The 25,923-nt window shown below is 67.1% G+C and carries 24 protein-coding genes; 12 read left to right on the top strand and 12 right to left on the bottom strand.

Going from position 1 to position 25,923, the window contains the following annotated elements:
• Position 1: 1 nt before the first annotated feature.
• The 6 genes from SP6_RS15525 (at position 2) to SP6_RS15500 (ending at position 4,671) form a co-directional block, all read left to right on the top strand.
• The gene (locus SP6_RS15525; protein WP_007404232.1) at positions 2-706 is read left to right on the top strand and encodes a biotin--[acetyl-CoA-carboxylase] ligase; all 705 of its coding nucleotides are present in this window, start codon (positions 2-4) and stop codon (positions 704-706) included.
• Between the two features lie 9 nt (positions 707-715).
• Complete coding sequence (locus SP6_RS15520) at positions 716-1,495, top strand: type III pantothenate kinase (RefSeq protein ID WP_007404096.1); 780 nt, start codon at positions 716-718, stop codon at positions 1,493-1,495.
• 136 nt (positions 1,496-1,631) lie between these two features.
• Positions 1,632-3,266, top strand: coding sequence for a ribonuclease J (locus tag SP6_RS15515; protein WP_007404245.1), 1,635 nt, complete (start codon positions 1,632-1,634; stop codon positions 3,264-3,266).
• Between the two features lie 4 nt (positions 3,267-3,270).
• Positions 3,271-3,546 (top strand): DUF1467 family protein, encoded by a 276-nt coding sequence (locus SP6_RS15510; RefSeq protein ID WP_007404116.1) that lies wholly within the window; start codon positions 3,271-3,273, stop codon positions 3,544-3,546.
• Position 3,547: 1 nt separating this feature from the next.
• The gene (locus SP6_RS15505) at positions 3,548-4,273 is read left to right on the top strand and encodes a helix-turn-helix transcriptional regulator (protein ID WP_007403952.1); all 726 of its coding nucleotides are present in this window, start codon (positions 3,548-3,550) and stop codon (positions 4,271-4,273) included.
• Positions 4,274-4,305: 32 nt separating this feature from the next.
• Positions 4,306-4,671: a VOC family protein gene (locus SP6_RS15500; protein ID WP_007403955.1), complete on the top strand. Its 366-nt coding sequence runs from the start codon at positions 4,306-4,308 to the stop codon at positions 4,669-4,671.
• A 5-nt stretch (positions 4,672-4,676) separates the two neighbouring features.
• Here SP6_RS15500 and SP6_RS15495 read toward each other — a convergent pair whose 3' ends face one another.
• Entirely contained in the window at positions 4,677-7,001 is a 2,325-nt protein-coding gene (locus SP6_RS15495; RefSeq protein ID WP_126053180.1) for a coiled-coil domain-containing protein, read from the bottom strand.
• A gap of 101 nt (positions 7,002-7,102) precedes the next feature.
• Here SP6_RS15495 and SP6_RS15490 point away from each other — a divergent pair, with 101 nt between their 5' ends.
• From SP6_RS15490 to SP6_RS15475, 4 genes are all read left to right on the top strand, one after another.
• Positions 7,103-7,396 (top strand): hypothetical protein, encoded by a 294-nt coding sequence (locus tag SP6_RS15490; RefSeq protein ID WP_007403949.1) that lies wholly within the window; start codon positions 7,103-7,105, stop codon positions 7,394-7,396.
• A gap of 73 nt (positions 7,397-7,469) precedes the next feature.
• Entirely contained in the window at positions 7,470-8,654 is a 1,185-nt protein-coding gene (locus SP6_RS15485) for a glycosyltransferase family protein (RefSeq protein WP_007404129.1), read from the top strand.
• A 35-nt stretch (positions 8,655-8,689) separates the two neighbouring features.
• Complete coding sequence (locus tag SP6_RS15480) at positions 8,690-9,754, top strand: DUF2336 domain-containing protein (protein WP_007403989.1); 1,065 nt, start codon at positions 8,690-8,692, stop codon at positions 9,752-9,754.
• Positions 9,751-11,103, top strand: a complete 1,353-nt coding sequence (locus SP6_RS15475) for a sensor histidine kinase (protein WP_325065513.1) — start codon at positions 9,751-9,753, stop codon at positions 11,101-11,103. The genes SP6_RS15480 and SP6_RS15475 overlap by 4 nt, the downstream gene beginning before the upstream one ends.
• A gap of 48 nt (positions 11,104-11,151) precedes the next feature.
• Here SP6_RS15475 and SP6_RS15470 read toward each other — a convergent pair whose 3' ends face one another.
• From SP6_RS15470 to gltX, 3 genes are read right to left on the bottom strand one after another with little or no spacing between them, the layout of a single operon-like run.
• Positions 11,152-11,361 (bottom strand): hypothetical protein, encoded by a 210-nt coding sequence (locus SP6_RS15470; protein ID WP_007404015.1) that lies wholly within the window; start codon positions 11,359-11,361, stop codon positions 11,152-11,154.
• Between the two features lie 3 nt (positions 11,362-11,364).
• Positions 11,365-12,648, bottom strand: a complete 1,284-nt coding sequence (locus SP6_RS15465; protein ID WP_007404032.1) for a citrate synthase — start codon at positions 12,646-12,648, stop codon at positions 11,365-11,367.
• 2 nt (positions 12,649-12,650) lie between these two features.
• Positions 12,651-14,093, bottom strand: coding sequence for a glutamate--tRNA ligase (gene gltX / locus SP6_RS15460; RefSeq protein ID WP_007404061.1), 1,443 nt, complete (start codon positions 14,091-14,093; stop codon positions 12,651-12,653).
• A gap of 28 nt (positions 14,094-14,121) precedes the next feature.
• On the opposite strand from gltX, the gene SP6_RS15455 reads away from it, so the two are divergent.
• A complete protein-coding gene (locus SP6_RS15455) occupies positions 14,122-16,281 on the top strand; it encodes a ComEC/Rec2 family competence protein (protein ID WP_227876648.1) in 2,160 nt (719 codons plus the stop codon).
• Between the two features lie 445 nt (positions 16,282-16,726).
• Here SP6_RS15455 and lexA read toward each other — a convergent pair whose 3' ends face one another.
• From lexA to SP6_RS15425, 6 genes are read right to left on the bottom strand one after another with little or no spacing between them, the layout of a single operon-like run.
• On the bottom strand, positions 16,727-17,410 hold the full coding sequence (gene lexA / locus SP6_RS15450; RefSeq protein WP_007404097.1) for a transcriptional repressor LexA: 684 nt from the start codon (positions 17,408-17,410) through the stop codon (positions 16,727-16,729).
• A 55-nt stretch (positions 17,411-17,465) separates the two neighbouring features.
• On the bottom strand, positions 17,466-18,650 hold the full coding sequence (locus SP6_RS15445) for a molybdopterin molybdotransferase MoeA (RefSeq protein WP_007404099.1): 1,185 nt from the start codon (positions 18,648-18,650) through the stop codon (positions 17,466-17,468).
• Between the two features lie 46 nt (positions 18,651-18,696).
• Positions 18,697-19,164 carry a cyclic pyranopterin monophosphate synthase MoaC gene (moaC, locus tag SP6_RS15440; RefSeq protein WP_007404033.1) on the bottom strand — a complete coding sequence of 156 codons (468 nt, stop codon included), beginning with the start codon at positions 19,162-19,164 and terminating at the stop codon, positions 18,697-18,699.
• A complete protein-coding gene (trpC, locus tag SP6_RS15435; RefSeq protein ID WP_007404064.1) occupies positions 19,161-19,937 on the bottom strand; it encodes an indole-3-glycerol phosphate synthase TrpC in 777 nt (258 codons plus the stop codon). Before trpC ends, moaC begins: the two co-directional genes overlap by 4 nt.
• Positions 19,934-20,929 (bottom strand): anthranilate phosphoribosyltransferase, encoded by a 996-nt coding sequence (gene trpD, locus SP6_RS15430; protein ID WP_007403976.1) that lies wholly within the window; start codon positions 20,927-20,929, stop codon positions 19,934-19,936. Before trpD ends, trpC begins: the two co-directional genes overlap by 4 nt.
• Positions 20,926-21,540 (bottom strand): anthranilate synthase component II, encoded by a 615-nt coding sequence (locus SP6_RS15425; protein WP_007404049.1) that lies wholly within the window; start codon positions 21,538-21,540, stop codon positions 20,926-20,928. Before SP6_RS15425 ends, trpD begins: the two co-directional genes overlap by 4 nt.
• 159 nt (positions 21,541-21,699) lie before the next feature.
• Between SP6_RS15425 and SP6_RS15420 the strand changes: the two genes are divergently transcribed.
• Entirely contained in the window at positions 21,700-22,134 is a 435-nt protein-coding gene (locus SP6_RS15420) for a hypothetical protein (protein ID WP_007404051.1), read from the top strand.
• A gap of 220 nt (positions 22,135-22,354) precedes the next feature.
• On the opposite strand, the gene trpE is transcribed toward SP6_RS15420, so the two are convergent.
• Positions 22,355-23,875, bottom strand: coding sequence for an anthranilate synthase component I (gene trpE, locus SP6_RS15415; protein ID WP_007404205.1), 1,521 nt, complete (start codon positions 23,873-23,875; stop codon positions 22,355-22,357).
• Positions 23,856-25,808: a peptidylprolyl isomerase gene (locus SP6_RS15410; RefSeq protein WP_007404163.1), complete on the bottom strand. Its 1,953-nt coding sequence runs from the start codon at positions 25,806-25,808 to the stop codon at positions 23,856-23,858. Before SP6_RS15410 ends, trpE begins: the two co-directional genes overlap by 20 nt.
• Between the last annotated feature and the right edge of the window lie 115 nt (positions 25,809-25,923).

Raw genomic sequence — 25,923 nt, 5'->3', positions numbered from 1 at the left:
ATTGCTGCACGTCCCGGAGACGGGATCGACCAATGCCGATCTTCGCCAGCTCGCGGAAGCGGGCGGCGAAGACGGTCTTTGGCTCCGCGCCGACCGCCAGACGGCGGGGCGCGGACGCCAGGGGCGGGACTGGTCCTCGCCCTCCGGCAATTTTTACGGATCGACGCTGGTACGGCTCAGGCCGGGCGATCCGATGGCCGCCACGCTGGCGCTGGTCGCGGCCGTGGCGATCGAGGCGGCGGTCCGCTCTTGCCTTCCCGACATCGGCACGCGTCTGGCGCTCAAATGGCCCAATGATCTGCTGATCGATGGCGCCAAACTGTCCGGTATCCTGCTGGAGCGCACGGGCGATGCGGTGGTGATCGGCATGGGGATCAATCTGGTATCCGCCCCGGAGCTGCCCGATCGCTCGACCACCGCGTTGGTGGATCATGGAGCCGAGGTGTCCCCCGCGAGGATGCAGGGATTGCTCGCCGACGCCATGGCGCATTGGGTGACGATCTGGCGCGAGGCGGGGTTGTCGGCCGTCATCGAACGCTGGGAAGCGCGCGCGCATCCACGCGGCACGCCGCTGATCGCCCGACTGCCCGACGGTCAGGTGCTGACGGGCGCGTTCGAGGGGCTGGCGAGCGACGGCGCGCTGCGGCTCGGCTTGGCGGATGGCGCTTCCCATGTCATCCACGCCGGTGACATCTTCCTGGTCTGAGGAACCATCATGCTGCTTGCGATCGATGCCGGGAACACGAATGTGGTCTTCGCGCTGCTCGAAGGGCGGACGATCAAGGGCCGCTGGCGCATCGCCACTGATCCGCGTCGGACGGGCGATGAATATGCGGTCTGGCTCAGCCAGTTGCTGGCGCTGGAAGGCTATGCGCGTGAAGACGTGACCGGCGTCATCATCGCCACCGTCGTTCCTCGGGCGCTCCATAATCTGGAGGTGCTGGCGCAGAAATATTTCAAGGTCGATCCGCTGATCGCGGGCCGTGCGCCGGTCGAATGGGGCATTCCGATCGATGTCGACGAACCTGCCTCGCTGGGCGCCGACCGGGCGGTGAACACCATCGCCGCGCATGCGCTCCATCCGGGCGACCTCATCACCATCGATTTCGGCACGGCGACGACCTTCGACGTCAGCGACTATCAGGGGGCGTATAAGGGCGGGATCATCGCGCCGGGGATCAACCTCTCGCTCGACGCGCTGGTGACGGCCGCCGCCAAGCTGCCCCGCATCGCGATCGAGGCGCCGGAGAGCCGCAGCGTCATCGGCCGCAACACGGTCGACCAGATGCATATCGGCATCTTCTGGGGCTATGTCGCGATGATCGAGGGGCTGGTCGCGCGGTTGAAGGCGCAGGTCGGGCGGCCGGTCAAGGTGCTCGCGACCGGCGGCCTCGCGGCGCTTTTGAGCCCGCACACGGACGTATTCGATCATATCGAGCCCGATCTGACCATTCAGGGGCTGGCGATCCTGTGGGAACGCGCCCATATTGCGTGAGAAATTTCGGACGGAGCAGCCCGCGAAAAGCCGCAGGGCGCTCGGTCCGCAAAAGAGATGACCGCGCCCTGACCGGCGCATCCTTATCGCCCCGAACCCGCTTTCAGCGGGGTGGGCGTCTATTGTCAGGAAGTGAATGACTCCCAAGAAAGAATTGCTGTTCTGCGCGCTCGGTGGATCGGGCGAAATCGGCATGAACGTAAACCTGTACGGCACCGAAGGTAAGTGGGTGATGGTCGATTGCGGCATCACCTTCGCCGATCCGGCCTATCCCGGTATCGACGTGATCCTGCCCGACCTGAGCTTCATCGAGGACCGGCTGGACGATCTGGTCGGGATCGTGCTGACCCATGGCCATGAAGACCATATCGGCGCGCTGCCTTACCTCGCCGAGGATCTGGGCGTGCCGATCTATGCCACCGCCTTCACCGCCGGGCTGGTGCGCGGCAAGCTGGAGGAAGAGGGCAGCGCCAATCGCGTCAAGCTGCGCGTGATCGAGCCGGGCAAGGCGTTCGAGGTCGGCCCGTTCGACTTCACCTTCGTGCCGCTGTCGCACTCGATCCCGGAAGCCAATGCGCTGCTGATCGAAACCGCGGTAGGCCGGGTCTTCCATACCGGCGACTGGAAGCTCGATCAGACGCCGGTGATCGGCAAGCCCGCATCCCCGGCGCAATTGGCGTCGATCGGTGATCGCGGCGTCGATATTTTGGTCTGCGACTCCACCAACGCCTTCAACACCGAGGCATCGGGCTCGGAAGCGAGCGTCCGCCCCGGCATCGCCGAGACGGTCGCCAAGGCCAAGGGGCGGGTGGTCGTCACCACCTTCGCCTCCAACGCCGCGCGTCTGGTGACGCTGGGCGAGGTGGCCAAGGAAACCGGGCGCAAGCTGTGCGTCACCGGCCGATCGCTCGACCGAATTTTGAAGGTCGGCAAGGCGTGCGGTTATTTCAAGGGCTTCCCGGAGACGGTCGATCCCGAGACGGCGATGCGCCTTCCGAAGGACCGCGTCCTGATCGTCGCGACCGGCGGGCAGGGCGAGCCACGTGCGGCGCTGTCGCGTATCGCCGAGGGCAGCCACACGATCCGGCTCGACACCGGCGATACGGTGATCTTCTCGGCGCGCCAGATTCCGGGCAACGAGACGGCGGTCGGCCGCATCCAGAACATCCTGGCGGGCAAGGGCGTCCGCATGGTCACCGAGCGTCAGGCGCATGTTCATGTCTCGGGCCATCCCGGCCAGCCTGAATTGGCGCAGATGTACAAGTGGCTGCGCCCGCGCACGCTGATGCCGGTGCATGGCGAAATGCGTCACATGATGGAACATGCCCGCTTCGCAACGACGCAGGGTGTGCCGCAGACGATCGTCCAGTCGGACGGTGATATCGTCCGGTTGCTGCCGGGCAACGCGACCAAGATCGGCCAGGCACCGGTCGGTCGCCTCGTGCTCGACGGCGACGTGATCCTGCCCTCGGACGGCTCGACCATGAACGAGCGGCGCAAGCTGGCGATCAATGGTCAGATCTCAGTCGGCGTCGCGGTCGCCAAGGGGCGGCTGGTCGGCAGCCCGCAGGTCCGCGTGCAGGGCGTACCGGTCGAGGATGAGCGCGACGCCTTCATCGCCGAGGCGGTCGCCGCCGCCGCCAAGGCGGTCGATGGTCCGCGCCGCGCGACCGACAAGCTGCGCGAGGATATCCGCCTGTCGGTGCGCAAGGTCGCGACCCGCTGGACCGGCAAGAAGCCGATCGTCGACGTCCTGCTGATCGAGGGGTGAGGCCATGCACTGGACGTCGGCCCTCGCGATCTACGTCCTGTTCTGGTTCCTGGCCGTGTTCCTGGTCCTGCCCTTCGGGGTCAGGACCGCCCATGAAGCGGGGGCGGAGCATATTCCGGGCACGGCCGAGAGCGCTCCGCATGTCTTCCTCATCGGGCGTTTCTTCCTGCGCACGACGATTGTCGCGACGGTAATGTTCGTGCTGTTCTATCTGAATTATATCTATGGCTGGATCACCGCCGACATGCTCGACTGGAGCGGGGTGAACAGGCGCGTCTGACATGGCGCGTGCGACCCGACTGTTCGACCTGTTGCACCTGCTCCACCGGCAGAGCGGCGTCGTCGGCGGACGGCATCTGGCCGAGCAACTCGGCATCTCGCTGCGGACCCTCTATCGCGACATCGCGACGCTTCAGGCGATGGGCGCGGATATCGAGGGGGAAGCGGGGCTGGGTTATCGCCTGCGCCCCGGCTTCCTGTTGCCGCCGATGAGCTTCCCGATCGAGGAGGTTGAGGCGCTGGTTCTCGGCGCACGCTGGGTTGCCGAGCGCGCGGACCCGGCGATGGGGCAGGCGGCGCGCAGCGCGATCGCGCGGATCATGCGCGCGATGACGCCCGAGCAGGCGGAGGCGATGCGCTCCATCGCCCTGTTCATCGGACCCGGCGCGGAGGGATATGACGCGGAGATCGACCCCGCGCCGCTACGCCAGGCGATCCGGATGGAGCGGCGTGTCTCGCTCTTCTATCGCGATGCGGCGGGCGAGCCCACGGAACGCATAATCTGGCCCTTTGCCATCGCCCTGTTCGACCGGGCGACCGTCCTGCTCGGGTGGTGCGAGTTGCGCGGGGATTATCGAACCTTTCGTATCGACCGGATCGCTGCGGCGCGCCCCTTGCCCGATCGCTATCCGCGCCGCCGTGCGGTGTTGTTGCGGGATTGGTGCGAGCGTGAGGGCATCGGGCAGCAGCGTTTCCTGCTGACGGAAACTGACGCGGGCACGGAATAGGAAGGGCTCCTCTCAAACGAAGGAGCTTTGCAATGACCGATGTTTCGACCCTGTTGCTGCATGTCGCCGATCCGGCGGCCAGCGCGGATTTCTATCGCCACATCCTGGATCGCGAGCCGGTGGAGGCCAGCGACGCCTTTGTCCTGTTCCTCCTGTCACCCGGGCTTGCGCTGGGGCTGTGGCGCGCAGATGCGATCGATCCGCCGGCGACCGGCACGACGGACAGCATTGAGATCGGCTTCAAGCAGAACCGTGAAGGCGTCGATGCCTGCCATGCCGACTGGCTAGCCCAGGATGTCGCGATGCTGATGCCGCCAACCGACCGGCCGTTCGGGCGCAGCTTCGTCGCGCTCGATCCCGATGGGCATCGGCTGCGGGTCTATGCGCTGAACGATTGAGCCGATTAACGAAGCCGCTCGATCGCCTGGGCCAGCGCGACATAGAGCTTGCCCATGTCCGACGACAACAGCGTCACGCCCAGCGGTGATCCGTCCCGCTGGGCCAGCACGCCGCGCAGCATCGCTTCGAAATCATGGATGTAGCGGTTTACATGCTCGCGGAACTTGAGGTCCTGATCGTAGAGGTCGGCGATGTCGCGGGCCTGATGCGAGTCGAGGATGCGAACCGCCCGCCGCGTGAAGACGCCGCGATCGCCCTTCAGATAGGCCGCCCAGGCGCTGTCGGTGACCTCCGGCGCATAGATTTTGGCGATGTCGATCGAGGCGGAGTTGAGCGATTCCACCAAAAGCGAAGCACGGCGTGCGAAATTGTCGCGATCGGCGTCTTCGCGCTCGGTCCGCGCATCCTCGATCCGGCTTTCGATGACGGCCGTCTTTTCCGTGATCAGTTCGGCTTGGCGTGCCAGTCGCTCGGTGGCGCGGGTGGCGGCCTCGACCGCGCTCTGGGTCGCGTCGACAATGGCGTGAACCTGCCGCTCGACGGTGTTGCCGGTGGCGCGGCGCATCGCCTCGGCGCTGGCCTGTTCCAGAATGGTCGCGGCCTCCGGGATGACATTGGCCAGCGTTTCGCGCGCGCTGTCCGCGGCGGTGACGGCGGTCTCGCGGACGCGGAGCAGCGCATCGACCAGCTTGGGTGCAGCCTCGTCGGCGAACTGATTCGTCCGGTCGATCGTCTCCTCGACCATCATGCCCAGCGCATCGGCCTTGGCGCGGCCGGTCGACAGCGTCTCGATCAGCGTGCCCGACAGATTTTCCAGGGTCTGGCGCTGTTCGGCGATGACCTCGGCGATCGCCTCGATCGCCTCATGGGTGCTCTCGGCCGCCGTCACCAGGGCGAGCAATTCGGGCTTGGTCTGGACGACGACCTCATGGCTGTTGGCGATCCGCTGGTCGAGCCGCGCCAAGGCTTCGGGCAGTGTCTCGTCGATCTCGCGAGCTGCAGCATCGAGTGCGATCAGCAGGGTTTCGGTCGTGCCGATGACGCGGTTGGCCATCGTCTCGCCGGCCTCCAGCGCGCCGGTCATCGCATCGGCCGATCCGCCCAGCGCGCTGATCGAGGCGGCGAGCATCTGCGACTTCTCGGTGCCTTGGACATGCAGCGTCGCGATCCGCGTCTCGACCCGGTCGAGCTGCGTGTCGAGCGTGTCGACGATCGCCTCACCCGCGATCCGCTGCGCCTCGAGTTGGGCGGTCAATTGGGTCACCGTGCCATCGACCTGGGTCAGCCGCTCCGCCAGCGCCTCGGCACTGTCACGCGCCGCGCTGTCGAGCGCCGCCTGGTTGGCGCTGACCATCGCCAGCATCGCCTCGCCCTGCGCGGCGATTCCCTGACGCGACTGGTCGATCGCGTCCGCCGTCCTATCGAGCAGGGTGTCGATGGTGGTCGCGACATTGGCGGTGACGGTCTCCAGATGCGAACTGGCCACACGGCTGGTCGCCTCCATCTGCTCGATATGCGCCGCCAGCCGTTGCGCCGCGCCGCTGGCGATGGTGTCGGCATCCTGTCCGCGCCGGCCGAGCGCGACAAGCTGGGCATCGAGGGCGGCGGCATGGCTCTGGGCCGAACGGGCGGCCTCCGCCATGCGATCGCTCGCCTCGCCGACCTCATCGACGGCATGGGGGAGGGCGTCAAGGAGTTGGGCCAGGCTCGTCTGGCTGGTCCCGGCGACATCGGCCAGCGTGCGGCCATGCGCCTCGACCATCTGGATATCGTCGGACAGGTCACGGGCAATGGCGTTGAAGCGGGTTTCAGCGGCCTGCGCCATTTCGGCGAGCGCGATGGCCTGGGCGGAGAGTTCCGAGCGATTGGCCTCCAGCATCCGCCCGACCGCCGCGACGGCGCTCTCCAGTGCCAGCGCCTCGTCGCGCATGTCGCGCGCGGTCAGCGCAAAGCGACGCTGCTCGGCCCGACTGCCGCGTTGCAGGATCAGCCAGAGGACCGCGACGAGCATGGGGCCCGCCAGCGCGAGCGTGACGATCGGCGCCAATGTCGTGGGCGTCACCTGCGCCAGACCGACCATACCCCAAATAAGAATGCCGATCAGCCACAGGGCGGAGGTGGAGATGGCGACGAACAGCGGCCAGCGGGGGGCGGGCGCCTCGGCGGCGATGCCGATCTGATCCTCCAGCCAGATGCTGGCGGGCTGGCCGGGGGCAGGGGGGGCGATCGGTTCGGGCGCGTCGAACGGAGCCTGTGTGGCCATGCCGATCGGCTCTTCGTCCAGCAGGTCCGATCTGTCCTGACGCTCCGCGCGCAAATCCACGATCATCCAAGCCCCCGTGTCACAATGGGTCGGTTTATCACGTTTGCCGGCGGCAGAAAGCGAATTGCGCTATTCCGTGCAGGAGCTTCCGGTTTATGGGAGCAAGGATGACCTATGAACGCGGAACGATCGACTCGGCTTTGGCGGCCGTTGCGGGTGACGAGCCGGCGGTTATCCAGGATTTGCGTATCGCTTTTGTCGACAGCGCCACGCGCGCGCTGGAGGCGATGCACCTCGCCCAGGACGGCGGCGAATGGCGCGAGGCCGCGCTACGCCTGAAGGGGTTGGCCGCCAGCGTCAACGCCCTTCCGCTGATGACCTTGGCCGGCCAGGCGGCGGAAAAGGATGCCGCCGACCCGGCACTGCTGGAGCGGATCGGCGAGGTTGTCGCCCGTCTGTAAGGGCTTATCCCCGGTGAAAGGGGAACAGCGGTCGGGGCTGGCATGGATGCCGCCAAGCGCCTAACAGCGACCGATGTTGTCCGGGCTCTTATTTGCGATCGACGATGCCGATGACCGCCCCGGGCGGTTGACGGCCACCCTGCCATTCGCCGGCGTCACCCTGATCGAATATCAGGCGCGCCTGCTGATCGCGGCGGGGGCGGCGCAGGTGATCATCGTCGTCGCCCGGCTAACCCCCGAACTGCTCGGCGCCATCGCTCGAATCGCGCAGCGCGGCGTGGTGGTCGATACGGTGCGCAGCGCGGTCGAGGCGGCGGAGAAGCTGCATCCGCTGTCGCGCTTGGTCGTACTGGCCGATGGCCTGATCACCACCGAGGGGACGATTGCGCTCGTCCTGCGCGATACCGGGCACGACGCGCTGATGGTCGTGCCCGAAGCGGGCGCCGAGGCCGGGCTGGAGCGGGTTGGCGGGCAGATGGCCTGGGCCGGCGTCGCCCGCGTCGATCCGCGCCGCGTGGCGGAGGTGGCGGCGCTGCCCCGCGATTACGACCTGCAATCCACCCTGTTGCGCTTGGCGGCGCAAGCGCGGGCCACCCATATCCTGCTGCCCGCCGATGCCGAAAAGGCCGGGCATGGCATCGTCCACCGCGCCGAGACGCTGGATGCGCGTGGGCGCGCCGTCGTGGCGCGGTTGGTGTCGGGGCGGCGGAGCTGGTTCGATCGCTATATTCTGGCACCGGTCGCGCGCTTTGCGCTGCCGCGGCTGGTCGAGCGCGCGGTGCCGGCGCATGTCGCGGGTGGCTCGGGGGCGGCGCTCGGGGCACTGGGGCTGGTCCTCATTCTGTTCGGATTGCCGACACTGGGCCTGTGCGTGACGATTGCGGGAACGCTGGGGCTCGGGCTGGGCGAGACCTTGGCGGGGCTGCGCGACGAACAGCCGGCGGCCAAGGCGCAGTCGGCGGCCATCGCCGTCCTCTCGGCGCTGGCCATCGCGGCGCTCGGTTGGCAATGTTATCGGGTAGCAGGGGAGGAACTGGGTCCGGTGCTGGCGCTGATGCTGGTCATCCTTGGCATATTGGCCGAACGGGCGGGGCTGTACCGGTTCCGGCGGCGCTGGTGGGCGAGCCCGCCCGCCTATCTGCTGGTCATCCTGCCGGCGACGATCCTGGGCATCGGCCTTTGGGGATTGGCGCTGGCCGGCATCTACGCCATTGCCACTTTGGCGTCCGCAATCGAGACATTGCGGGCACAAGTTTAGTGTCGCATTAAGATCATAGCGGGTAGCGATGCCGGATGGCAGTCGACCCGGACCCATATCAGGCTGATCTGTTCGCGCGCGTCGCGCAGGCGCGCCGTCGCGCGTCGCGTCGGCAGCGGGCGGCGGTTGCCGAATTGGGGCTGGACGAAGACGCCCGTCTGAGCGACCAGATTCGCCTGGCGCTGGTAGCCCGGCTGAATGGTCTGATCGAAGCAATCGCCCGCGATTTGAAGCATCAGGCCACCCGCTTGGCAGGCGACTCGGGGCATGATGCGGCGGATCCCTGGCCGGCCCTTCCATCCGACATCGTCCAGCGGCTGCACATGGCCGGCCAGTTGCATGACGCGCGGCTGGTGGAGGAACTCCTCGCACAATTGCGGCAAAGGCTGATCGCCGATGTCCTGCCGACCGAGAATATGGGCGGGGACGGCCCCAGCCTGCTCGTCCGGCTGACCGAGGCGCCCGACCGGATCGTCGCGGCGGCCGCCCGTGCCGTGCTGGCGGCGGAAAGCCGGGAGCAGGCCGCTGCCGGGCAAGGCGAGGGGCATTCCCTCCTTTCGGCCGAGACGCAGGAGCGGCTTGTGTGGGCGGTCGCCGCCGCCATGCGGGCCGGTACCATAGCGACGGCGGACCGGGCATTGGCGCAGGCGGCGGAGCGGATGCTCGACGCACGCGATGAAAGCGAGCGTTTCGGCGTGCCCGCGCTGCGGCTGGCGGCGGCGATCGATGCGCGGGCGAGCGAGTTGCCCGACCTGCTGCTCGAAAGCCTGTCGGACCGACAGCTTGGTCTGTTCATCGCATTTCTGGCCCATGCCCTGGGTCTCGACGATCGCGATATTCGTGAGATCGTCTTGGAGCCGGAAGGGGACCGGCTGTGGCTGGCGCTGCGGGCGCTCGATCTCAACCGGGCGACGATCGCGCGGATCGGCTGGGCGCTGAGTGAGGCGGATCGACGGCGCGATGTCGAAGCCTTTGCCGATGGGCTGGACGCGTTGATGGCGATCCCCGCGGCGGAGGCGGCCGAGGCGCTGGCGATGCTGAAGCTGCCACGCGCATTCCGCAGGGCGATCGACCGATTGGACGGGGCTGCCCCGCGATGACGTCGATGAACAGCCCAGGCGAGTCGATGGTGGCGCGGGCTATCCTCGACGGTGAGAACCGGATCCTGTCCGCCGATCCGCCGATCGAACTGCTCCATATTCGCGCCGGGGGCGCGGCGAGCGATCGCCTGGCGGTGGCGCCGATCGCGACGATCGCGCAGCTTGCCCGACGTCTGGGCATTGCCGTGTCGCGGCGTGTCGTGGTGGCGGATGACGAAGGTGATCTCGACCTCTGGGTGCAGGCGCGGCCCGAGACGGGCCAGATCCGGCTGAGCGTCAGCGGCTGGCGTGATCGCGAGGCGTGGAAGCCGAGCGCGACGCCGCCCGATTACGCGATGGCGGGTGCCGACTTCCGCTGGGAAACCGACGCCGCGCTCCGCCTGATCTCGCTGTCTTCGGATGCAGGTGTGCGGCACGGTTTTGATGCCAAGGCGATGCTGGGCCAGCCGCTCAATGCGCTGTTCGCCTTTGATCAGGCGGCGGGCGGACGCCTGCTCGCCGATCCGGTTCCGCTCGACGGACAGGGGGCCAGATTGCGGCCGACCGACGCGCCGGTGCGCCTGTCGGCGGCGATCCGGCACGATGCCATGGGAGGGATCGCCGGGCTGATCGGCGCGGCCTATCTAATCGACGAAGCGGGCGAGGAGGCCGAGACCGTGTCGCCGGCCGGACCACCGCTGACCGAGAGCTTTACCAATGGCCTCGACCGCGCGTTGCGCACGCCGCTGGCGCGGATCGTCGCCAATGCTGACAGCATCGCCGCGCAGGGTGATGGCCCGGTTGCGGCCGCCTATGCCGATTATGCGAGCGACATCGCGCATGCGGGACGGCATCTGATGGGGCTGGTCGACAATCTGGTCGAGCTTCAGGCGATCGAGCAGCCCGATTTCAAGCTGGCATCGATGCCGATCGACCTCGCCGACGTCACCCGCCGCGCCGCCGGACTGCTGGCCGTCCGCGCCGAGGCCGCCGGAGTGGCGATCCGTCGCCCGGGCCCGAGCGAGGGCATGGGGGCCACCGGGGATTTCGGTCGCAGCCTGCAGATCCTGATCAATCTGATCGGCAACGCCCTGCGCTATTCGCCGCGTGGTGGTGAAGTGGTGGTGACGGTCGAACGCGAGGATGGTTGGGCGCTGACCCGCGTGAGCGATCGCGGCAAGGGCATCGAGCCCGAGGATCAGGCTCGCATTTTCGAGAAGTTCGAACGGGTCGATCCGTCCGAGCCGGGCGGCAACGGCCTGGGCCTATATATCGCCCGACGTCTGGCACGGGCGATGGGTGGCGATCTGAGCGTCGAGAGCATACCCGGCGAGGGCGCCACCTTCACCTTCCGCCTGCGGGCGCGATAAAAAAGGGCTCCCGAGGGAGCCCTTTTCCTTGTCAGTGCTGCCGTATCGTCAGCGTCGTCGGGGCAGACGCCGTGCGACCAGGATCAGCAGCAAGCCGGCCACCGCGGTGAAGGCGCCTCGATCGGCCCATTCGCCACGGCCGAGCATGAAGCTTTCCTGCGGCCAGCGGATATAACCCAGGCCCTGACCGATCCACAAAGCACCCGTCAGCGCCAGCATGACGCCGATAGCGATCAGGATCGGCCGGACCCGGTTCATGGCTTAGCGCTGCGAAACCGGGACGTAGGAACGCTGCGTCGGGCCGGTATAGAGCTGACGCGGACGGCCGATCTTCTGGTCGGGATCGGTGATCATCTCGTTCCACTGCGCGACCCAGCCGACGGTACGGGCGAGTGCGAAGAGCACGGTGAACATCTCGGTCGGGAAGCCGATCGCCGACAGGATGACGCCCGAATAGAAGTCGACGTTCGGGAACAGCTTCTTCTCGACGAAATAATCGTCGCTCAGCGCGATCTCTTCGAGGCGGAGCGCGGTCTCGAACAGCGGATCGTTGACCTTCAGCGCGTCGAACACTTCGCGCACGGTCTTCTGCATCACGGTCGCGCGCGGATCGTAGTTCTTGTAGACGCGGTGACCGAAGCCCATCAGGCGGAACGGATCGTTCTTGTCCTTGGCGCGCGCGATGAACTCGGGGATGCGGTCGGGCGTGCCGATCTCGCGCAGCATGTTGAGCGCGGCTTCGTTCGCGCCGCCATGTGCCGGACCCCAGAGGCAGGCAATACCGGCCGCGATGCAGGCGAACGGGTTCGCGCCCGACGAACCGGCCAGACGGACGGTCGAGGTCGAGGCGTTCTGCTCGTGATCGGCGTGCAGGATGAAGATGCGGTCCATCGCCTTTTCGACGGCCGGGTTCACCTCATAGGGCTCGGCCGGAACGCCGAAGGTCATGCGCAGGAAGTTGCCGGTGTAGGACAGCGAGTTGTCCGGGTACAGGAAGGGCTGGCCCACGCTGTACTTGTACGCCATCGCCGCGATCGTCGGGATCTTAGCGATCAGGCGGTGCGACGCGATCGTGCGCTGCACCGGATCATGGATGTCGGTCGAGTCGTGATAGAAGGCCGACAGCGCGCCGACGACGCCGCACATGATCGCCATCGGATGCGCGTCGCGGCGGAAGCCACGGAAGAACGCCGCCAACTGCTCATGCACCATGGTATGGCGCGTGATGGTGTTGGTGAAGGTCGACAGCTCGTCCTGGCTGGGCAGTTCGCCGTTCAGAAGCAGATAGGCGACTTCCATGAAACTGCTGTTCTCGGCCAGTTCGCCGATCGGATAGCCGCGATGGAGCAGCACGCCCTCGTCGCCGTCGATATAGGTCAGCTCCGACCGGCACGACGCGGTCGAGGTGAAGCCGGGATCATAGGTGAATGCGCCGGTCTGCGCATAGAGCTTGCGGATGTCGACCACGTCCGGGCCGATCGAACCCGACATGACCGGATAGTCGAACTCTTTGCTTGCGATGTTGAATTTCGCGGTATCGCTCATGCTCAATTATCCTTCCTATCTGCGGTCATCTGGTCCGCGATCCGACCCAGGCTTTCCTCACGGCCCAACAGGCTGAGCACGTCGAAGATCCCTGGTGACGTCTTGCGTCCGGTCAAGGCAGCACGGAGTGGCTGGGCGACCTGGCCGAGTTTGACACTCTCGGCTTCGGCCACCTGGCGTACCGCGTCTTCCAAAAGCTCCGTATCCCAGTTGTGCACCGCGTCAAGCGCGGTGTGAACGGAAAAGAGAATGTTCCGTGCCTTTTCGTCGAGGAGCCCCTTCGCGGCCTCGTCCAGCGCCAGCGGACGGGTGGCGAACAGGAAGCGGGCGCCATCGGCCAACTCGTTGAGATTGGCGGCGCGCGGCTTCAACGATGGCATGGCGGCGGTCAGCAGCGCAACGTCATCCACACCCATGCGCTGCGCGGTCAGCGCGGCGAGACGCGCATCGTCCGCCTCACGGATATAATGGCCGTTGAGGTTTTCCAGCTTCTTGATGTCGAAGCGCGACGGCGCCTTGCCCACGGCGGCGAGGTCGAACCACTTCACCGCCTCTTCGCGCGAAATGATCTCGGCATCGCCATGTCCCCAGCCGAGACGGAGCAGGTAATTGTCGAGCGCCTCGGGCAGGATACCCATCTCGTCGCGATACGCCTCGATCCCGACCGCGCCGTGGCGCTTGGACAGCTTGGCGCCATCCGATCCATGGATCAGCGGGATATGCGCATAGGTCGGCTCCGGCCAGCCCATCGCCTTGTAAATCGGCAACTGGCGGAAGGCGTTGTTCAGGTGATCGTCGCCGCGGATCACATGGGTCACGCCCATGTCGTGATCGTCGACCACCACGGCGAGCATATAGGTGGGTGTGCCGTCGGAGCGCAGCAGGATGAGATCGTCGAGCTCGGCATTCTGGACGGTAACGCTGCCCTGCACCTGATCCTCGATCGTGACCGAGCCTTCGCGCGGTGCGCGCAGGCGGACGACGAAGGGCTGACCCTCGGGTGCGGTCGCGGGATCGGCATCGCGCCAGGGCGAACGGATACGCAGCGGCTGCTTGGCGGCCTGCGCGGCCTCACGCTGGGCGGTGATCTCTTCCTGCGTCATGTAGCAGCGATAGGCGTGGCCGCGCTCCATCATCTCGCGGGCGACCTCGGCATGGCGGTCGGCGCGGGCGAATTGGAACACCGCGTCGCCGTCCCAATCCAGGCCCAGCCAGCGCATGCCGTCCAGGATCGCGTCGATCGCCGGTTGGGTCGAGCGGACCCGGTCGGTATCCTCGATGCGCAGCAGGAACTTGCCGCCATGGTGACGGGCGAACAGCCAGTTGAACAGCGCGGTGCGCGCGCCGCCGATATGAAGGAACCCGGTCGGCGACGGTGCGAAGCGGGTTACGACCGCATTGGCGTCCGCCGTCGGGGCGGGGGCGATTTCATGTGTTGCGCTCAACCGCGCATACTCCCAAGCATAAGATCCGATGGCCCATTCAGCCGCCGCAGCCCCTAGCATCAAGCGCCCGCGCCGCCAAATGCCGCGCTTCGCCGATGGGCTCGATCTCGTGCGGGCCCTTGGCGATCGACTGGAGCAGTGGGCGCAGGTGGAGCGGACCCAGCTTCCGCTTTGGACGCCGGTCTGCCTGGGGATGGGGATCGCTTCGTGGTTCGTGCTGCCCGACGCGTGGGGGTGGACGGCGTCATTGTGCCTGCTGGCGGCGATCGCGGTAGCGGCGGCGACGCTGGCAAATGGTGGACGGGTGGCGCGGCTGGTCATGAGCATGGCGCTGTTGATAATGGCCGGACTGTCGCTGGTCTGGATACGCGCCGAATCACTGGCGGCCCCGATCCTGTCGCGGCCGGTCCTGGCCGAGATGGTGGCACGGGTCGAAACCGTCGATCATCTGGCGGCTCGGCAGTTGCGGCGCGTGATGCTTCATCCGGCTCAGGCGCGCGATGGACGCGGGCGGCCGATCACCCTGCCGCCGCGTATCCGTGTATCCTTGGCCGACAATGATGCACCTGCGGGGCTGGGGCCGGGCGCTGTGATCCGGTTGCGGGTGCGGTTGATGCCGCCAGCGGGGCCGGTCGCGCCGGGCGGCTATGACTTTGCCCGCGCCGCCTGGTTTCAGGGGATCGGCGCGACGGGACGCGGTTTTGCGCCAATCACGATCCTGCGTGCATCGCAGCAGGAAGACGGCCTGCGTCAGCGCTTGTCGCGGCGCATCACCGAGCGGGTGGCCGGCAGCGCGGGCGGGATCGCGGCGGCGTTGGCGACCGGCGATGTCGGGGCGATCGGGCAGGCGGATGCGGAGGCGATGCGGCGCGCCGGTCTCGCGCACCTCCTGTCGGTCAGCGGGCTGCATATCACGGCGGTGGTCGGCATCGTCATGACGATCACCATCCGGCTGCTGGCGCTCTGGCCCTGGCTGGCGGTTCGGGTGCGGCTGCCCCTGATCGGGGCACTGGCGGGGGCGTTAGCGGCGATCGGCTATACCTGGCTGACCGGTGCCGAAGTACCCACGATCCGATCCTGCGTCGCCGCGATGCTCGTCCTGGCGGCACTGGCCTTGGGGCGCGAGGCGATGACGTTGCGGCTGGTCGCGGCGGGGGCGTTGATCGTGCTCCTGTTCCGGCCCGAAGCCTTAATGGGGGCGAGCTTCCAGCTATCCTTCGCCGCGATCACCGCCATCATCGCCCTGCACGAGCATCCCGTCATGCGCCGTTGGTTTGGGGCGCATCCCGATTGGCGTTGGTCGATCGTCCGGCAGGGTGGCGCCTTGCTGGTCACCGGGCTGGTGGTCGAGGCCGCGCTGATGCCGATTGCGATCTTCCACTTTCACAAGGCGGGGCTCTACGGCGCGTTCGCCAATATCGTGGCGATCCCGTGGACGACCTTCATCGCCATGCCGATCGAGATGCTGGCGCTGCTCTTCGAGCCCTTGGGGTTGGCGGGGCCGTTGTGGCATTTGCTCGGATGGGCGTTGGGAGCCTTGTTGGCGTTGGCGCATTATGTCGCGGCGCTGCCCGGTGCCGCAATTGCGTTGCCGGTCGCCTCCTGTTGGGCCTTTGCCACGGCAGTCGGTGGAGGGCTTTGGCTGGCGTTGTGGCGGACGCGGGCGCGGTGGATGGGCGTACCCCTCATATTAATGGGATCAGTCGAGATGCTGATGGCGCCATCGCCCGATCTGATCGTAACGGGGGACGGGCGCCATGCGGCGATCCGCACGGACCATGGCATGGCGCTGCTGCGTGAGCGGGCGGGGGATTATATGCGTATGACCCTGGCCGAGATGAGCGGATCGCAGGCCGAACTGGTCGCCTTGTCCGATCATGGGCGGTGCGGCCCGGATGTTTGCGTAACGCAGCTGAGGCGGGCGGGGCGGCTTTGGCGCATCGGCGCGACGCGGAGTGGTTACAATCTGCCTTGGGTCAGCTTGATCGCTCTATGTCGCCGCGTCGATATTATGATTGCCGACCGGCGTTTGCCGGAGGCCTGTCAACCTCGCTGGCTGAAGCTGGATGCGCCGACTTTGCGGAAAGCGGGTGGGGCGACCCTATGGCTTGATCCACCGCGTGTCGAAACGGTCAATAAGCCAGGCGATGGGCATCCGTGGCGGCGTTTCAAAGGCGGAGGGGCGTAAAGGATGGTCTTTTTTACCACTATTACCGGAGGGGCCGCCACCTCCAATGGACCTCAGTGGCGATCGACAATGCGTTGTTTCTTGCCAGTTTTTCCAAGCCCGGTCTGGGGAATGGACCATAGGAAGCATGGTGCTGGGGCTGTCTAGATCGAAAGCCAGCCCGTACTTGCTACCGGTGACACCCCTCCGTCAGGCCTTCGGCCTGCCACCTCCCCTTGTAGGGGAGGATCAAGTGCCTGCTCGATCGCATCGAGTCATTCTGGACCGTCATGGCGGAGCGGATCCAGGCTATCCGCCGTGAGGATGGGATATTATAATCTGCTTCTGTTGGCTTGCCGAGACGTTGCGTTTCGGCATAGCCTCCTTGTGCATCAGGCCGAATGCCCGCACGCCTGACACTCCCGCGATGACGGGCGATCCGCCCATCACCCGGCGACGATACCCCTCAATCGTAACGGCGCAAAATCCCGGACAGCTTGCCCTGCACCCGGACCTGCGCCGGCGCATAACGTTGCGGGTCATAGGCACGGTTGGCGGGGTCGAGCCGGACCATCGAGCCTTCGCGCCGGAAATATTTCAGCGTCGCCTCCGACTCATCGATCAGCGCAACGACGATCTGCCCGTCGCGGGCCACATCGGTGCGGCGGATCAGCGCATAGTCGCCGTCCAATATACCAGCCTCGACCATCGAATCGCCCGACACTTCCAGCGCATAATGCTCACCCGATCCCAGTAGTGCGGCGGGCACGGCGAGCATCGAGCTGCCCTCGAACGCCTCGATCGGCACACCGGCGGCGATGCGGCCATGCAGCGGGATTTCCACCACGTCGTTGGCGGGCTCCCCCACGGTGCGGGCCGAAGGGTTACGGACATTGCCGGCCGTCGCCGCCGGGGCGCTGGCCGGCTTTTCCGGGCGGTCCGGCATCCGCAACACCTCCAGCGCACGGGCGCGGTTGGGCAAGCGGCGGATGAAGTTGCGTTCTTCGAGCGCGGAGATCAGCCGGTGGACCCCCGACTTGGACTTGAGGTCCAGCGCCTCCTTCATCTCCTCAAAGGACGGCGAGACACCGGTTTCCTTCAAGCGGTCATTGATGAAGCAGACAAGCTCATGCTGCTTTGCGGTGAGCATCGCGATCCTCCGTCCAGAACAGACGTGGAACTTATATGGAACGGAAAGGCTTGCGTCAAGCGAGCATCAGGATTTCCGCCGAGTCGCCGGCGCTGGCTGGCGGCGCATGCGGTGGGCGGATGATCAGGCACGTCGAACGGGCCAGGGTCAGTAGCATAGAGCTGTCTTGGATCGCGGCGGCATGGACGCGGCCGTCGATCATCGCGGCGCGCAGATAGTCGATCCGTGGGCCATTGGCGGGCAGATCTTCACCGAGCATGGCCGGAATGGGCGTGGGAAAGGGATCGGCCGCGCCCGCCAAATGCGCGATCAACGGTTTGACGAACAGGATGGCGGTGACGAAGGCGGATACCGGATTGCCGGGCAGGCCCAGTACGACGGCTTTGCCCAAGCGCCCCGCCATCATCGGTTTGCCGGGGCGAAGCGCGATCCGCCAAAAGTCGATGCTGCCACCCGCAGCCTTGAGCGCGGGTTGGACCAAATCATGATCGCCGACCGACGCGCCTCCGGTGGTGACCAGCAGATCGGCGTCGACCTGGCCAAAAGCCTCGCGCAGCCGCTCCAAATTATCGGGCAATATGCCCAGATCAATGATGTCGACCGGTAGGTCGGCGAGCATCGCCGCCAGCATCGCGCCGTTGGATTCGGGCAGGGCGGAGGGATCGGTCACGCCCGGGGCGACGAGTTCGTCCCCCGTCGCGGCGATGGCGACCCGCACGCGGGGCCGAACGGGGAGGGTGGCATGGCCGCCGGTCGCCGCAACGGCGATCCGCGCGGGCGTCAGCCGCTCCCCGGCGGCGATCAGGCGGTCACCGGTGGTGAAATCGAGTCCCTTTCGCCGGACATTACGCCCGCGATGCGCGGGGCCTTCGCCGGCGAGGATCAGCGTAGCTTCATCGCGCGCGGCTTCTTCCTGCACCAACACCGTGTCGGTGCCCTGGGGTAGGGCGGCGCCGGTGAAGATCCGCGTGGTCTGGCCCTGTTCGACCCGACCCGAATAAGGCCGCCCCGCGGCGCTCTCACCGATCACCGTCCAGGGGCCGGGCATGTCGGCGAAGCGGATCGCATAGCCGTCCATCGCGGACAAGTCGCTGGCCGGCTGGGTGCGGCGGGCGAGCACATCCTCGGCAGCCCAGCGGCCGGCCGCTTCGCGCAAAGGGGCTTCGATAACGGGGCGATCAGCGGCCAGTGCGATCAGGCGCTGCTGCGCTTCGGCGACGGGTAAGAGAATGGCGGTCACTCCTGTTGGCGGGAAAGACGCATCCAGGGCCGCCCGCGTTCCGGCGTCAGGCGTGCCAGTCGCCCGACTTGCCGCCGATCTTCGACAGCAAGCGAATATCGCCGACCGTCATGCGCTTATCCAACGCCTTTGCCATGTCATAGATGGTGAGCAGCGTCACCGACACGGCGGTCAGCGCCTCCATCTCCACCCCGGTCTGCCCGGCGGTGGCGGCGGTCGCGGTGGCGGTGACGCCGCTATCGTCGAGGTCGAGTTCGATCTCGACCTTGCTGAGCGGCAGGGGATGGCAGAGCGGGATCAGGTCGCTGGTCTTCTTGGCGGCCATGATCCCCGCAACCCGGGCGACTGCCAGCACGTCGCCCTTCTTCACCCGCCCGGCGGCAATCGCGGCGACAGCGTCGGACGTCATGGTGATGCGCCCCTGCGCTACGGCCTGACGCTGGGTCACCACCTTGTCCCCGACATCGACCATGCGGGCCGATCCATGTTCGTCGAGATGGGTAAGGCCGCTCATCCGACCAATGCGCGGGTCGCCGCCTCGACATCATGCTGGCGCATCAGCGCCTCGCCGATCAGGAAACAGTGGATGCCATGCTCGGCCATCGCGTCAAGATCGGCGCGGCTGGTCAGCCCACTCTCGGCGACGAAGGTGCAGCCGGCGGGGGCGCGATCGACCAGATCATAGGTCCGCTGAAAATCGACGGAGAAGTCCCTCAGATCGCGGTTGTTCACCCCGATCAGCCGCGACTTGAGCCGCGCGGCGCGCTCCATCTCGGCGGTGTCATGCACCTCGACCAGCGCGTCCATGCCGCATTCGATCGCGGCCGCCTCGATCTCCTGCATCTGCGTATCGTCGAGCGCGGCGACGATGATCAGGATCGCGTCGGCACCCAGTGCGCGCGACTCGTGGACCTGCCACGGATCGACCATGAAGTCCTTGCGGAGCACCGGGATCGACACCGCCGCGCGCGCCTGTTCCAGATAGGCATCCGCCCCCTGGAACCAGCGTTCGTCGGTCAGGACCGACAGACAGGCGGCACCCCCTGCCTCATAGGCGCGGGCATGGGCGGGCGGATCGAAATCGGCGCGGATCAGCCCCTTTGACGGGCTGGCCTTCTTCACTTCGGCGATCAGGGCATGGCCGGTCTTGGCGTCGAGCGCAGCGCGGAAGCCACGCGGGGCGGAAACCTGCGCGATCCGCGCGTCGAGATCGGCATGCGACATCGTCGCCTTGCGCGCGGCGACATCGGCACGTTTGGTTTCCAGGATGCGGTCGAGCATCGTCATCGGTAAGCAATCCATTGATCGAGAAGCGCGGCTGCCGCACCGCTGTCGATCGCGCGGGCGGCGGCCACGGCCCCCTGGGCCAGATCGGCGCTATGCCCGGCGACCAGCAGCGCGGCCGCAGCATTGAGGAGAACGGCGTCGCGATAGGCGCCCGGCTCTCCGGCGAGCAGGCGGCGAAGCGCTTCGGCATTGTGCCGCGCGTCGCCGCCACGAATGGCGGTGATGGGATGACGGGGAAGCCCGGCATCCTCGGGGGTGATGGTGCGGGGGGCGGTCACGCGGCCGACCGAGACGGTGATGCTGGGTCCGGCGCCCGACAATTCGTCCAGTCCTTCCTCGCCCGAGACGACCAGCGCAGCCTCGGCGCCCAGTTGCTCCAGCGCTTCGGCATAGACCGGAGCATAGTCGGGGCGGGCGATGCCGATCAACTGGCGGCCGACATGCGCGGGATTGGCGAGCGGGCCCATCAGGTTGAAGATCGTCCGCCGCCCGATCTGCTTCCGAATGGGCGTGATCCGCGCCATGGCGGGATGGTGGTTGGCGGCGAAGAGAAAGGCGATGCCGATATCGGTCAGGCTCGCCTGCGCCATTTCGCCCGCGCGCTGCATGTCGAGGCCGAGAACCTCCAGCGTGTCGGCGGCCCCCGCCTTGGAGGAAGCGGCACGATTGCCATGCTTGGCGACCGGTACGCCCAGGCTGGCGACGACCAGTGACACGGCGGTGGAGACGTTGAGGGTATGATGCCCGTCGCCGCCCGTGCCGCAGACATCGATGGTGCCGGCCGGCGCCTCGATCGGGATCACCCGCTGGCGCATTGCGCGTGCCGCCTCGGCTATTTCGATCGAGGTTTCGCCGCGTTCGGTCAGACCGATCAGAAAGGCGGCGATGGCGTCCTCACCGGCCCGTCCGTCGAGAATATCGGCAAAGGCCGCCGCCGCGCTTTCGCGTGACAAAGGACTGATCGTGTCGGGCAGCAGCGTGGTGGTGGTCACGCGTCCTGTCCGACCGGGGGACGCAGCCGTTCGGGCAGGTCGTGCGCCACGCCGGCCTCGCGCAGGAAATTGGCGAGCATCGCATGGCCATATTCGGTGGCGATGCTTTCGGGGTGGAACTGCACGCCGTGGATCGGCAGGGTCTTGTGACGGAAGCCCATCACCGTCCCGTCCTCCGCGCGCGCGTTGACGACCAAGTCGTCGGGCACGTCGTTGACGATCAGCGAGTGATAGCGCGTTGCGGTGAAGGGCGAGGGGAGGCCATGGAATAGCCCCGTTCCGTCGTGCAGCACCGGCGAGGTCTTGCCATGCATCAGCCCGCCGCGCTCGACCAGGCCACCGAAATGCTGGCCGATCGCCTGATGGCCCAGGCATACGCCCAGCAAAGGCCGGCCGGCCTCAGCGGCGGCGGCGACCAGGTCCAGGCTGACGCCCGCCTCGGTCGGCGTGCAGGGGCCGGGGGAAATGAGGAAAGCCTGCGCACCCGACGAAAGCGCTTGGCCCGCCGAGATCGCATCATTGCGGACGACCTCCACCTCGCTGCCCAATTCCTGAAGATAATGGACGAGGTTCCAGGTGAAGCTGTCGTAATTGTCGACGACCAGGATCATGGGACTGCCATAGACGATCGTGCGGGCGGTGCAACGCCCCGCTTTCCCTTATGGTGAGTGTGGCCGTAATTTCGCCCGAATGCGGTCGTCTGGACAGATCGTTCAGCATGGAGCCATGCGCCGTGTCTGACGTTAGGATATCAAAGGAGTCCCGTCGCCATGGTTCGAGCCGCCCTGATTGCCGCCCTGCTCTTGTCCTCGGGGAGCGCCTTAGCCCAGGCGGCACCGCAGGATCAGCAGGCCGCCACCGGACAGCCGCCCAAGCGCGTGCGCAACGTGACGCTGACCGGCGATCAGAAATGCCCCGAGAGCACGGCGGAAGAGGTCGTGGTCTGCGGCCGTGACGACGAGCCCTATCGCATTCCCAAGGCGTTGCGCGACGATCGGCCGATCCCCGCCCAGAACCAGAGCTGGGTCAATCGCGCGGCGACCATGGACCAGGTCGGGCGGGTGGCCGGCGGAATCCCCGATACCTGCTCGCCGGTGGGCACCGGTGGTCAGAGCGGCTGCAGCATGTTGTGGAACCAGCAATATCGCGCCGAGCGTCGGGCGCGGCAGGCCGAGGCCACGCCGCCGGCCGCCGACGGGGATTGATCGGCTGGCTTTGAGCCAACACCCGCCCATTATGCCGCACCCCCGCGAAAGCGGGGGCCCAGTTTCCAAGCCGCTGCGGTGAAACGGCAAGCTTTTGAATAATCGAGGCGTACTGGAAAACTAAGGCCCCCGCCTCCACGGGTACTGGTTACGACCCAAATCTCGGCAGATTTATGCGGCAGGTAGTCCCGCCCGCCTGAAGGCTTGTCGACGCCGCGCCCTACTGCCCGAAATTTCCTTCGTCCGCTCGCGCGACCGCATCCTTTGCCGCGGCCAGCATCGCACCGGCCTTCGCCTCGCATTCCCGCTGCTCATAGGCCGGATCGCTATCCGCGACGATGCCCGCACCCGCCTGGACATGGATGGTGCCATCCTTGACCACGGCGGTACGCAGCACGATGCACGAGTCCATCGACCCGTCGGGCGAGAAATAGCCGACGCCGCCGGCATAGGCGCCGCGCCGTTCGGGCTCCAGTTCGGCGATGATCTGGCAGGCGCGGACCTTGGGCGCGCCGCTGACCGTACCGGCGGGAAATCCGGCGAACAGGGCATCGAGCGCATCCTTGTCGTCCGCCAGACGGCCGACGACGTTGGAGACGATGTGCATCACATGACTGTAGAATTCGACCGTATAGCTGTCGGTCACCCGCACGCTGCCCGCCTGGGCTGCGCGGCCGACATCGTTGCGGCCGAGATCGAGCAGCATCAGATGCTCGGCACGCTCCTTCGGGTCGGCGAGCAGGCTGTCGCGATTGGCCACATCCTCGGCACCGGTCTTCCCGCGCGGACGCGTGCCCGCGATCGGCCGGATCGTCACTTCGCCATCGCGCACCCGCACCAGGATTTCGGGGCTCGATCCGATCAGCGAAAAGCCGGGCAGGTCGAGATGATAGAGGAAGGGTGACGGGTTGATCCGGCGCAGGCTGCGATAGAGTTCGAACGGCGGCAGGGCGAAGGGCGCGGAAAAACGCTGTGCCAGAACGACCTGAAAGATGTCGCCCGCGACGATATAGTCCTTCGCTCGGGCCACCATCTCGGCATAGCGCCCGGCGGGCAGGGCGGGGGTGTAGGCGGGTTCGGGCAGTTCCGCGCGCACCGGCGCCGGCAGGGGCGTCGAGGCCAGCCGCGCGGCGGTCGCGTCCAGCCGATCCTGCGCTTCGGCGACCGCGCGAGCGGGATCGATGCCCGAACCGGGCCAGACCGGCGCGACCAGATAAAGCGCGTCGGCCAGCCGGTCGAACACCAGGATCACCGTCGGCCGGACGAAGATCATGTCGGGCAGGCCAAGCGGATCGGCGGCCGGCTGAGGCAGCGTCTCGACCAGGCCGACCGTCTCATAGCCGAAATAGCCGACCAGGCAGGCCAGCGCCGAGGGCAGCCCCTCCGGCACATCGGCGCGGCATTCCGCGACGAGCTGGCGCAGCGCCTCCAGCGTCGGCGCGGTGCAGGGCGTGAAGGCGTCGCGATCGCTCGCCCAGTGGCGGTTGATCGCCGCGTCATGGCCATGCGCACGGAAGACCAGATCGGGGGCGAGGCCGATCAGGCTGTAGCGCCCGCGCGTCGCGCCGCCCTCGACCGATTCGAGCAGGAAGTCGCCGCGGCCCGGCTCGATCAGCTTCAGCGCGGCGGCGACCGGCGTTTCGGTGTCGGCGATCTGCCTACGCCAGATCAGCGCAGGACGACTGCCGGCCAGCCGGCTGACGGCGTCGGAGGCATTATGCTCAGTTATCGGAACCACCATTGTTCAGCAGCTCGGCGCGGACCTTGGCGACCGCCTTGGGATCGGTCTTGACGCCGACCGTGTCGCGTACCGCGCGGGCGAATTGCGAGACATATTCGCGGCCGATCAGGCGACCGATATCCTGGCGTGCGGCCTGGATCGCGGCGGCGTTGCCCGTGGCATTGCCCGCATCGATTTTCGTCACGCGGATGATGTACCAACCCTCATTGGCCGGAGCCTCCAGAGTCTTGGCCTTGTTCTGCGGCATCGAGAACAGCAGCGCGAGCGGGGCGGCGGCGGGCGTGTTCTGCGCGGCGGCCAGATCGCGACGCGACGCGGCGATCGGGCGGACCGGCGGCACCGCCAGCCCGGTTTCCTTCAGCGCCTGCGCCATCGGCATGCCCTTGTTCACCTTGGCGAGCACGGCATTGGCCAGCTTGCGCGCAGCGGCGCGGGCACGGTCGGCGGTCAGGTCGGCGATCACCTGCTGGCGGACCTGCGCCAGCGGGCGCGGTGCGGAACGCTGGATCTGGCCGACGCCGACAACGGCAAAGCCGCCATCCTGGCCGATCGGTACGATCTGCGGCGCGTCGCCGTCTTCGGCGGTGAAGGCGGCGGTGATCATCGCGCGCTGTTCGGCCGAGGGTTGGAAGGCGGGCGCATCGGGGGCAGCACCTTGCGCGGTCACGGCCGGAGTGGCCTGCGCCTGAAGCTTGCGATCGGCGATGACCTCATCGAAGGTCGCATTGCCCGACAGCGAATCCTCGATCGCATTACGCATCTCACCAAGCGCGGCGGTCTGCTTCTGCTTGGTCAGTTCGGTCACGATTTCGGGGCGGGCCTGCGCCAGCGTCTTGCCCGGAACCTGGGTCACTGCATCGACACGCGCGACGACGAAGCCGAGCGGACCCCGGATCGGGCCGACGACCGCGCCCTGCGCCGCGCCGAACACCGCATCGGCGACGGCCGGGGCGCTCTGCGTCGCATAGGTCGCCTTGTCGACCCCCTTCTGAACGGAGGCCTCCAGCCCGGCAGCGCGTGCCGCCTCGGCCAGGCTCGCACCACCCTTGGCACGGGTGGCCAGCGCATTGGCGCCCGCCTGATCGGCGACGATCACCTGGGTCACGTCGCGCTTCTGGGTCGCGGCGTAACGTGCGGCGTTGGTCTGATAATAGCGAGCGATCTCGGCGTCGGTCGGCGCGGACTGAGCCGCGATCGCCGACGGCGTGACCAGCGCATAACGCACGACGCGACGCTCGGGCAGGGTATAGCGCTGGACGTTGCGGCTGTAGAAGGTCTGGATATCCGCATCGCTCGGTGCGCCGCCGGCATTGACCAGACGGGTCGGGATATAGCCGACCTCGCCCTGCCGCTTTTCGAGCAGCAGCGAGGCGTAAGGCAGCGCCATCTGGCTCGCCATCTGCGTGGCACCGATGGTCGGCACGGTCAGCTGCTGTGCGAACAGCGTGCGCTGCAGGTCCGTGCGGACCTGCGCGTCGGTCATCTTCCGTTGCGCCAGAAGCTGTTGATAGAGCGCCGGGTCGAACTGGCCATTGGGGCCGCGGAACGCCGGAATCGAGGCGATCTGACCATCGACCAGTCGGCGGGAGACGACCATGCCCTGGTCCTTGCCAAACTGTTCGAGCGACAGGCCGGTCACTTCGCGCTGCAACACGCCCTCGAACCCGCCGGCGGCGATGAACTGCGCCATGTCGAGGGTCGGCTGTTCCTGGCGATAGGCGGCGACCTCGTTCTGCGCGGCGGTGCGGAGGTCGTCGACGGTCACCTTCGCGCTGCCGACCTTCGCCACGGTCGAGCCGGTCAGGCCGCCGGCCATCCCCGCGATATTGGACACGTCACCGGCGGCAAAGGCGATCGCGATGACGCCCAGCACGATGAAGGTCACGATGACGCCGGCCTTGGAATTGATGATCCGGCGGAAGAAGCTGAGCATGGACGACCGATCGGCAAAGGATAAAAACGCACGTGCTTTAGGGGGACGGCGCGCCCGCATCAAGCTTGTGCCGCGCGCGCGATCCGCTATCGATGTTGAACGCGTATAACAGTCG

The organism is Sphingomonas paucimobilis NBRC 13935 (assembly GCF_000739895.2).
Taxonomy (GTDB): domain Bacteria; phylum Pseudomonadota; class Alphaproteobacteria; order Sphingomonadales; family Sphingomonadaceae; genus Sphingomonas; species Sphingomonas paucimobilis.
Note: the sequence above shows the minus strand (reverse complement) of the source record. Positions and strands in the feature narration are given on the sequence as shown.

Coding starts and splice junctions, on each gene's coding strand:
- SP6_RS15520 (WP_007404096.1), top strand. CDS start 716: ATGCTGCTTGCGATCGATGCCGGGAACACGAATGTGGTCTTCGCGCTG.
- SP6_RS15515 (WP_007404245.1), top strand. CDS start 1,632: ATGACTCCCAAGAAAGAATTGCTGTTCTGCGCGCTCGGTGGATCGGGC.
- SP6_RS15510 (WP_007404116.1), top strand. CDS start 3,271: ATGCACTGGACGTCGGCCCTCGCGATCTACGTCCTGTTCTGGTTCCTG.
- SP6_RS15505 (WP_007403952.1), top strand. CDS start 3,548: ATGGCGCGTGCGACCCGACTGTTCGACCTGTTGCACCTGCTCCACCGG.
- SP6_RS15500 (WP_007403955.1), top strand. CDS start 4,306: ATGACCGATGTTTCGACCCTGTTGCTGCATGTCGCCGATCCGGCGGCC.
- SP6_RS15495 (WP_126053180.1), bottom strand. CDS start 7,001: ATGATCGTGGATTTGCGCGCGGAGCGTCAGGACAGATCGGACCTGCTG.
- SP6_RS15490 (WP_007403949.1), top strand. CDS start 7,103: ATGACCTATGAACGCGGAACGATCGACTCGGCTTTGGCGGCCGTTGCG.
- SP6_RS15485 (WP_007404129.1), top strand. CDS start 7,470: ATGTTGTCCGGGCTCTTATTTGCGATCGACGATGCCGATGACCGCCCC.
- SP6_RS15480 (WP_007403989.1), top strand. CDS start 8,690: ATGGCAGTCGACCCGGACCCATATCAGGCTGATCTGTTCGCGCGCGTC.
- SP6_RS15475 (WP_325065513.1), top strand. CDS start 9,751: ATGACGTCGATGAACAGCCCAGGCGAGTCGATGGTGGCGCGGGCTATC.
- SP6_RS15470 (WP_007404015.1), bottom strand. CDS start 11,361: ATGAACCGGGTCCGGCCGATCCTGATCGCTATCGGCGTCATGCTGGCG.
- SP6_RS15465 (WP_007404032.1), bottom strand. CDS start 12,648: ATGAGCGATACCGCGAAATTCAACATCGCAAGCAAAGAGTTCGACTAT.
- SP6_RS15455 (WP_227876648.1), top strand. CDS start 14,122: ATGGCCCATTCAGCCGCCGCAGCCCCTAGCATCAAGCGCCCGCGCCGC.
- lexA (WP_007404097.1), bottom strand. CDS start 17,410: ATGCTCACCGCAAAGCAGCATGAGCTTGTCTGCTTCATCAATGACCGC.
- moaC (WP_007404033.1), bottom strand. CDS start 19,164: ATGAGCGGCCTTACCCATCTCGACGAACATGGATCGGCCCGCATGGTC.
- trpC (WP_007404064.1), bottom strand. CDS start 19,937: ATGACGATGCTCGACCGCATCCTGGAAACCAAACGTGCCGATGTCGCC.
- SP6_RS15425 (WP_007404049.1), bottom strand. CDS start 21,540: ATGATCCTGGTCGTCGACAATTACGACAGCTTCACCTGGAACCTCGTC.
- SP6_RS15420 (WP_007404051.1), top strand. CDS start 21,700: ATGGTTCGAGCCGCCCTGATTGCCGCCCTGCTCTTGTCCTCGGGGAGC.
- trpE (WP_007404205.1), bottom strand. CDS start 23,875: ATGGTGGTTCCGATAACTGAGCATAATGCCTCCGACGCCGTCAGCCGG.
- SP6_RS15410 (WP_007404163.1), bottom strand. CDS start 25,808: ATGCTCAGCTTCTTCCGCCGGATCATCAATTCCAAGGCCGGCGTCATC.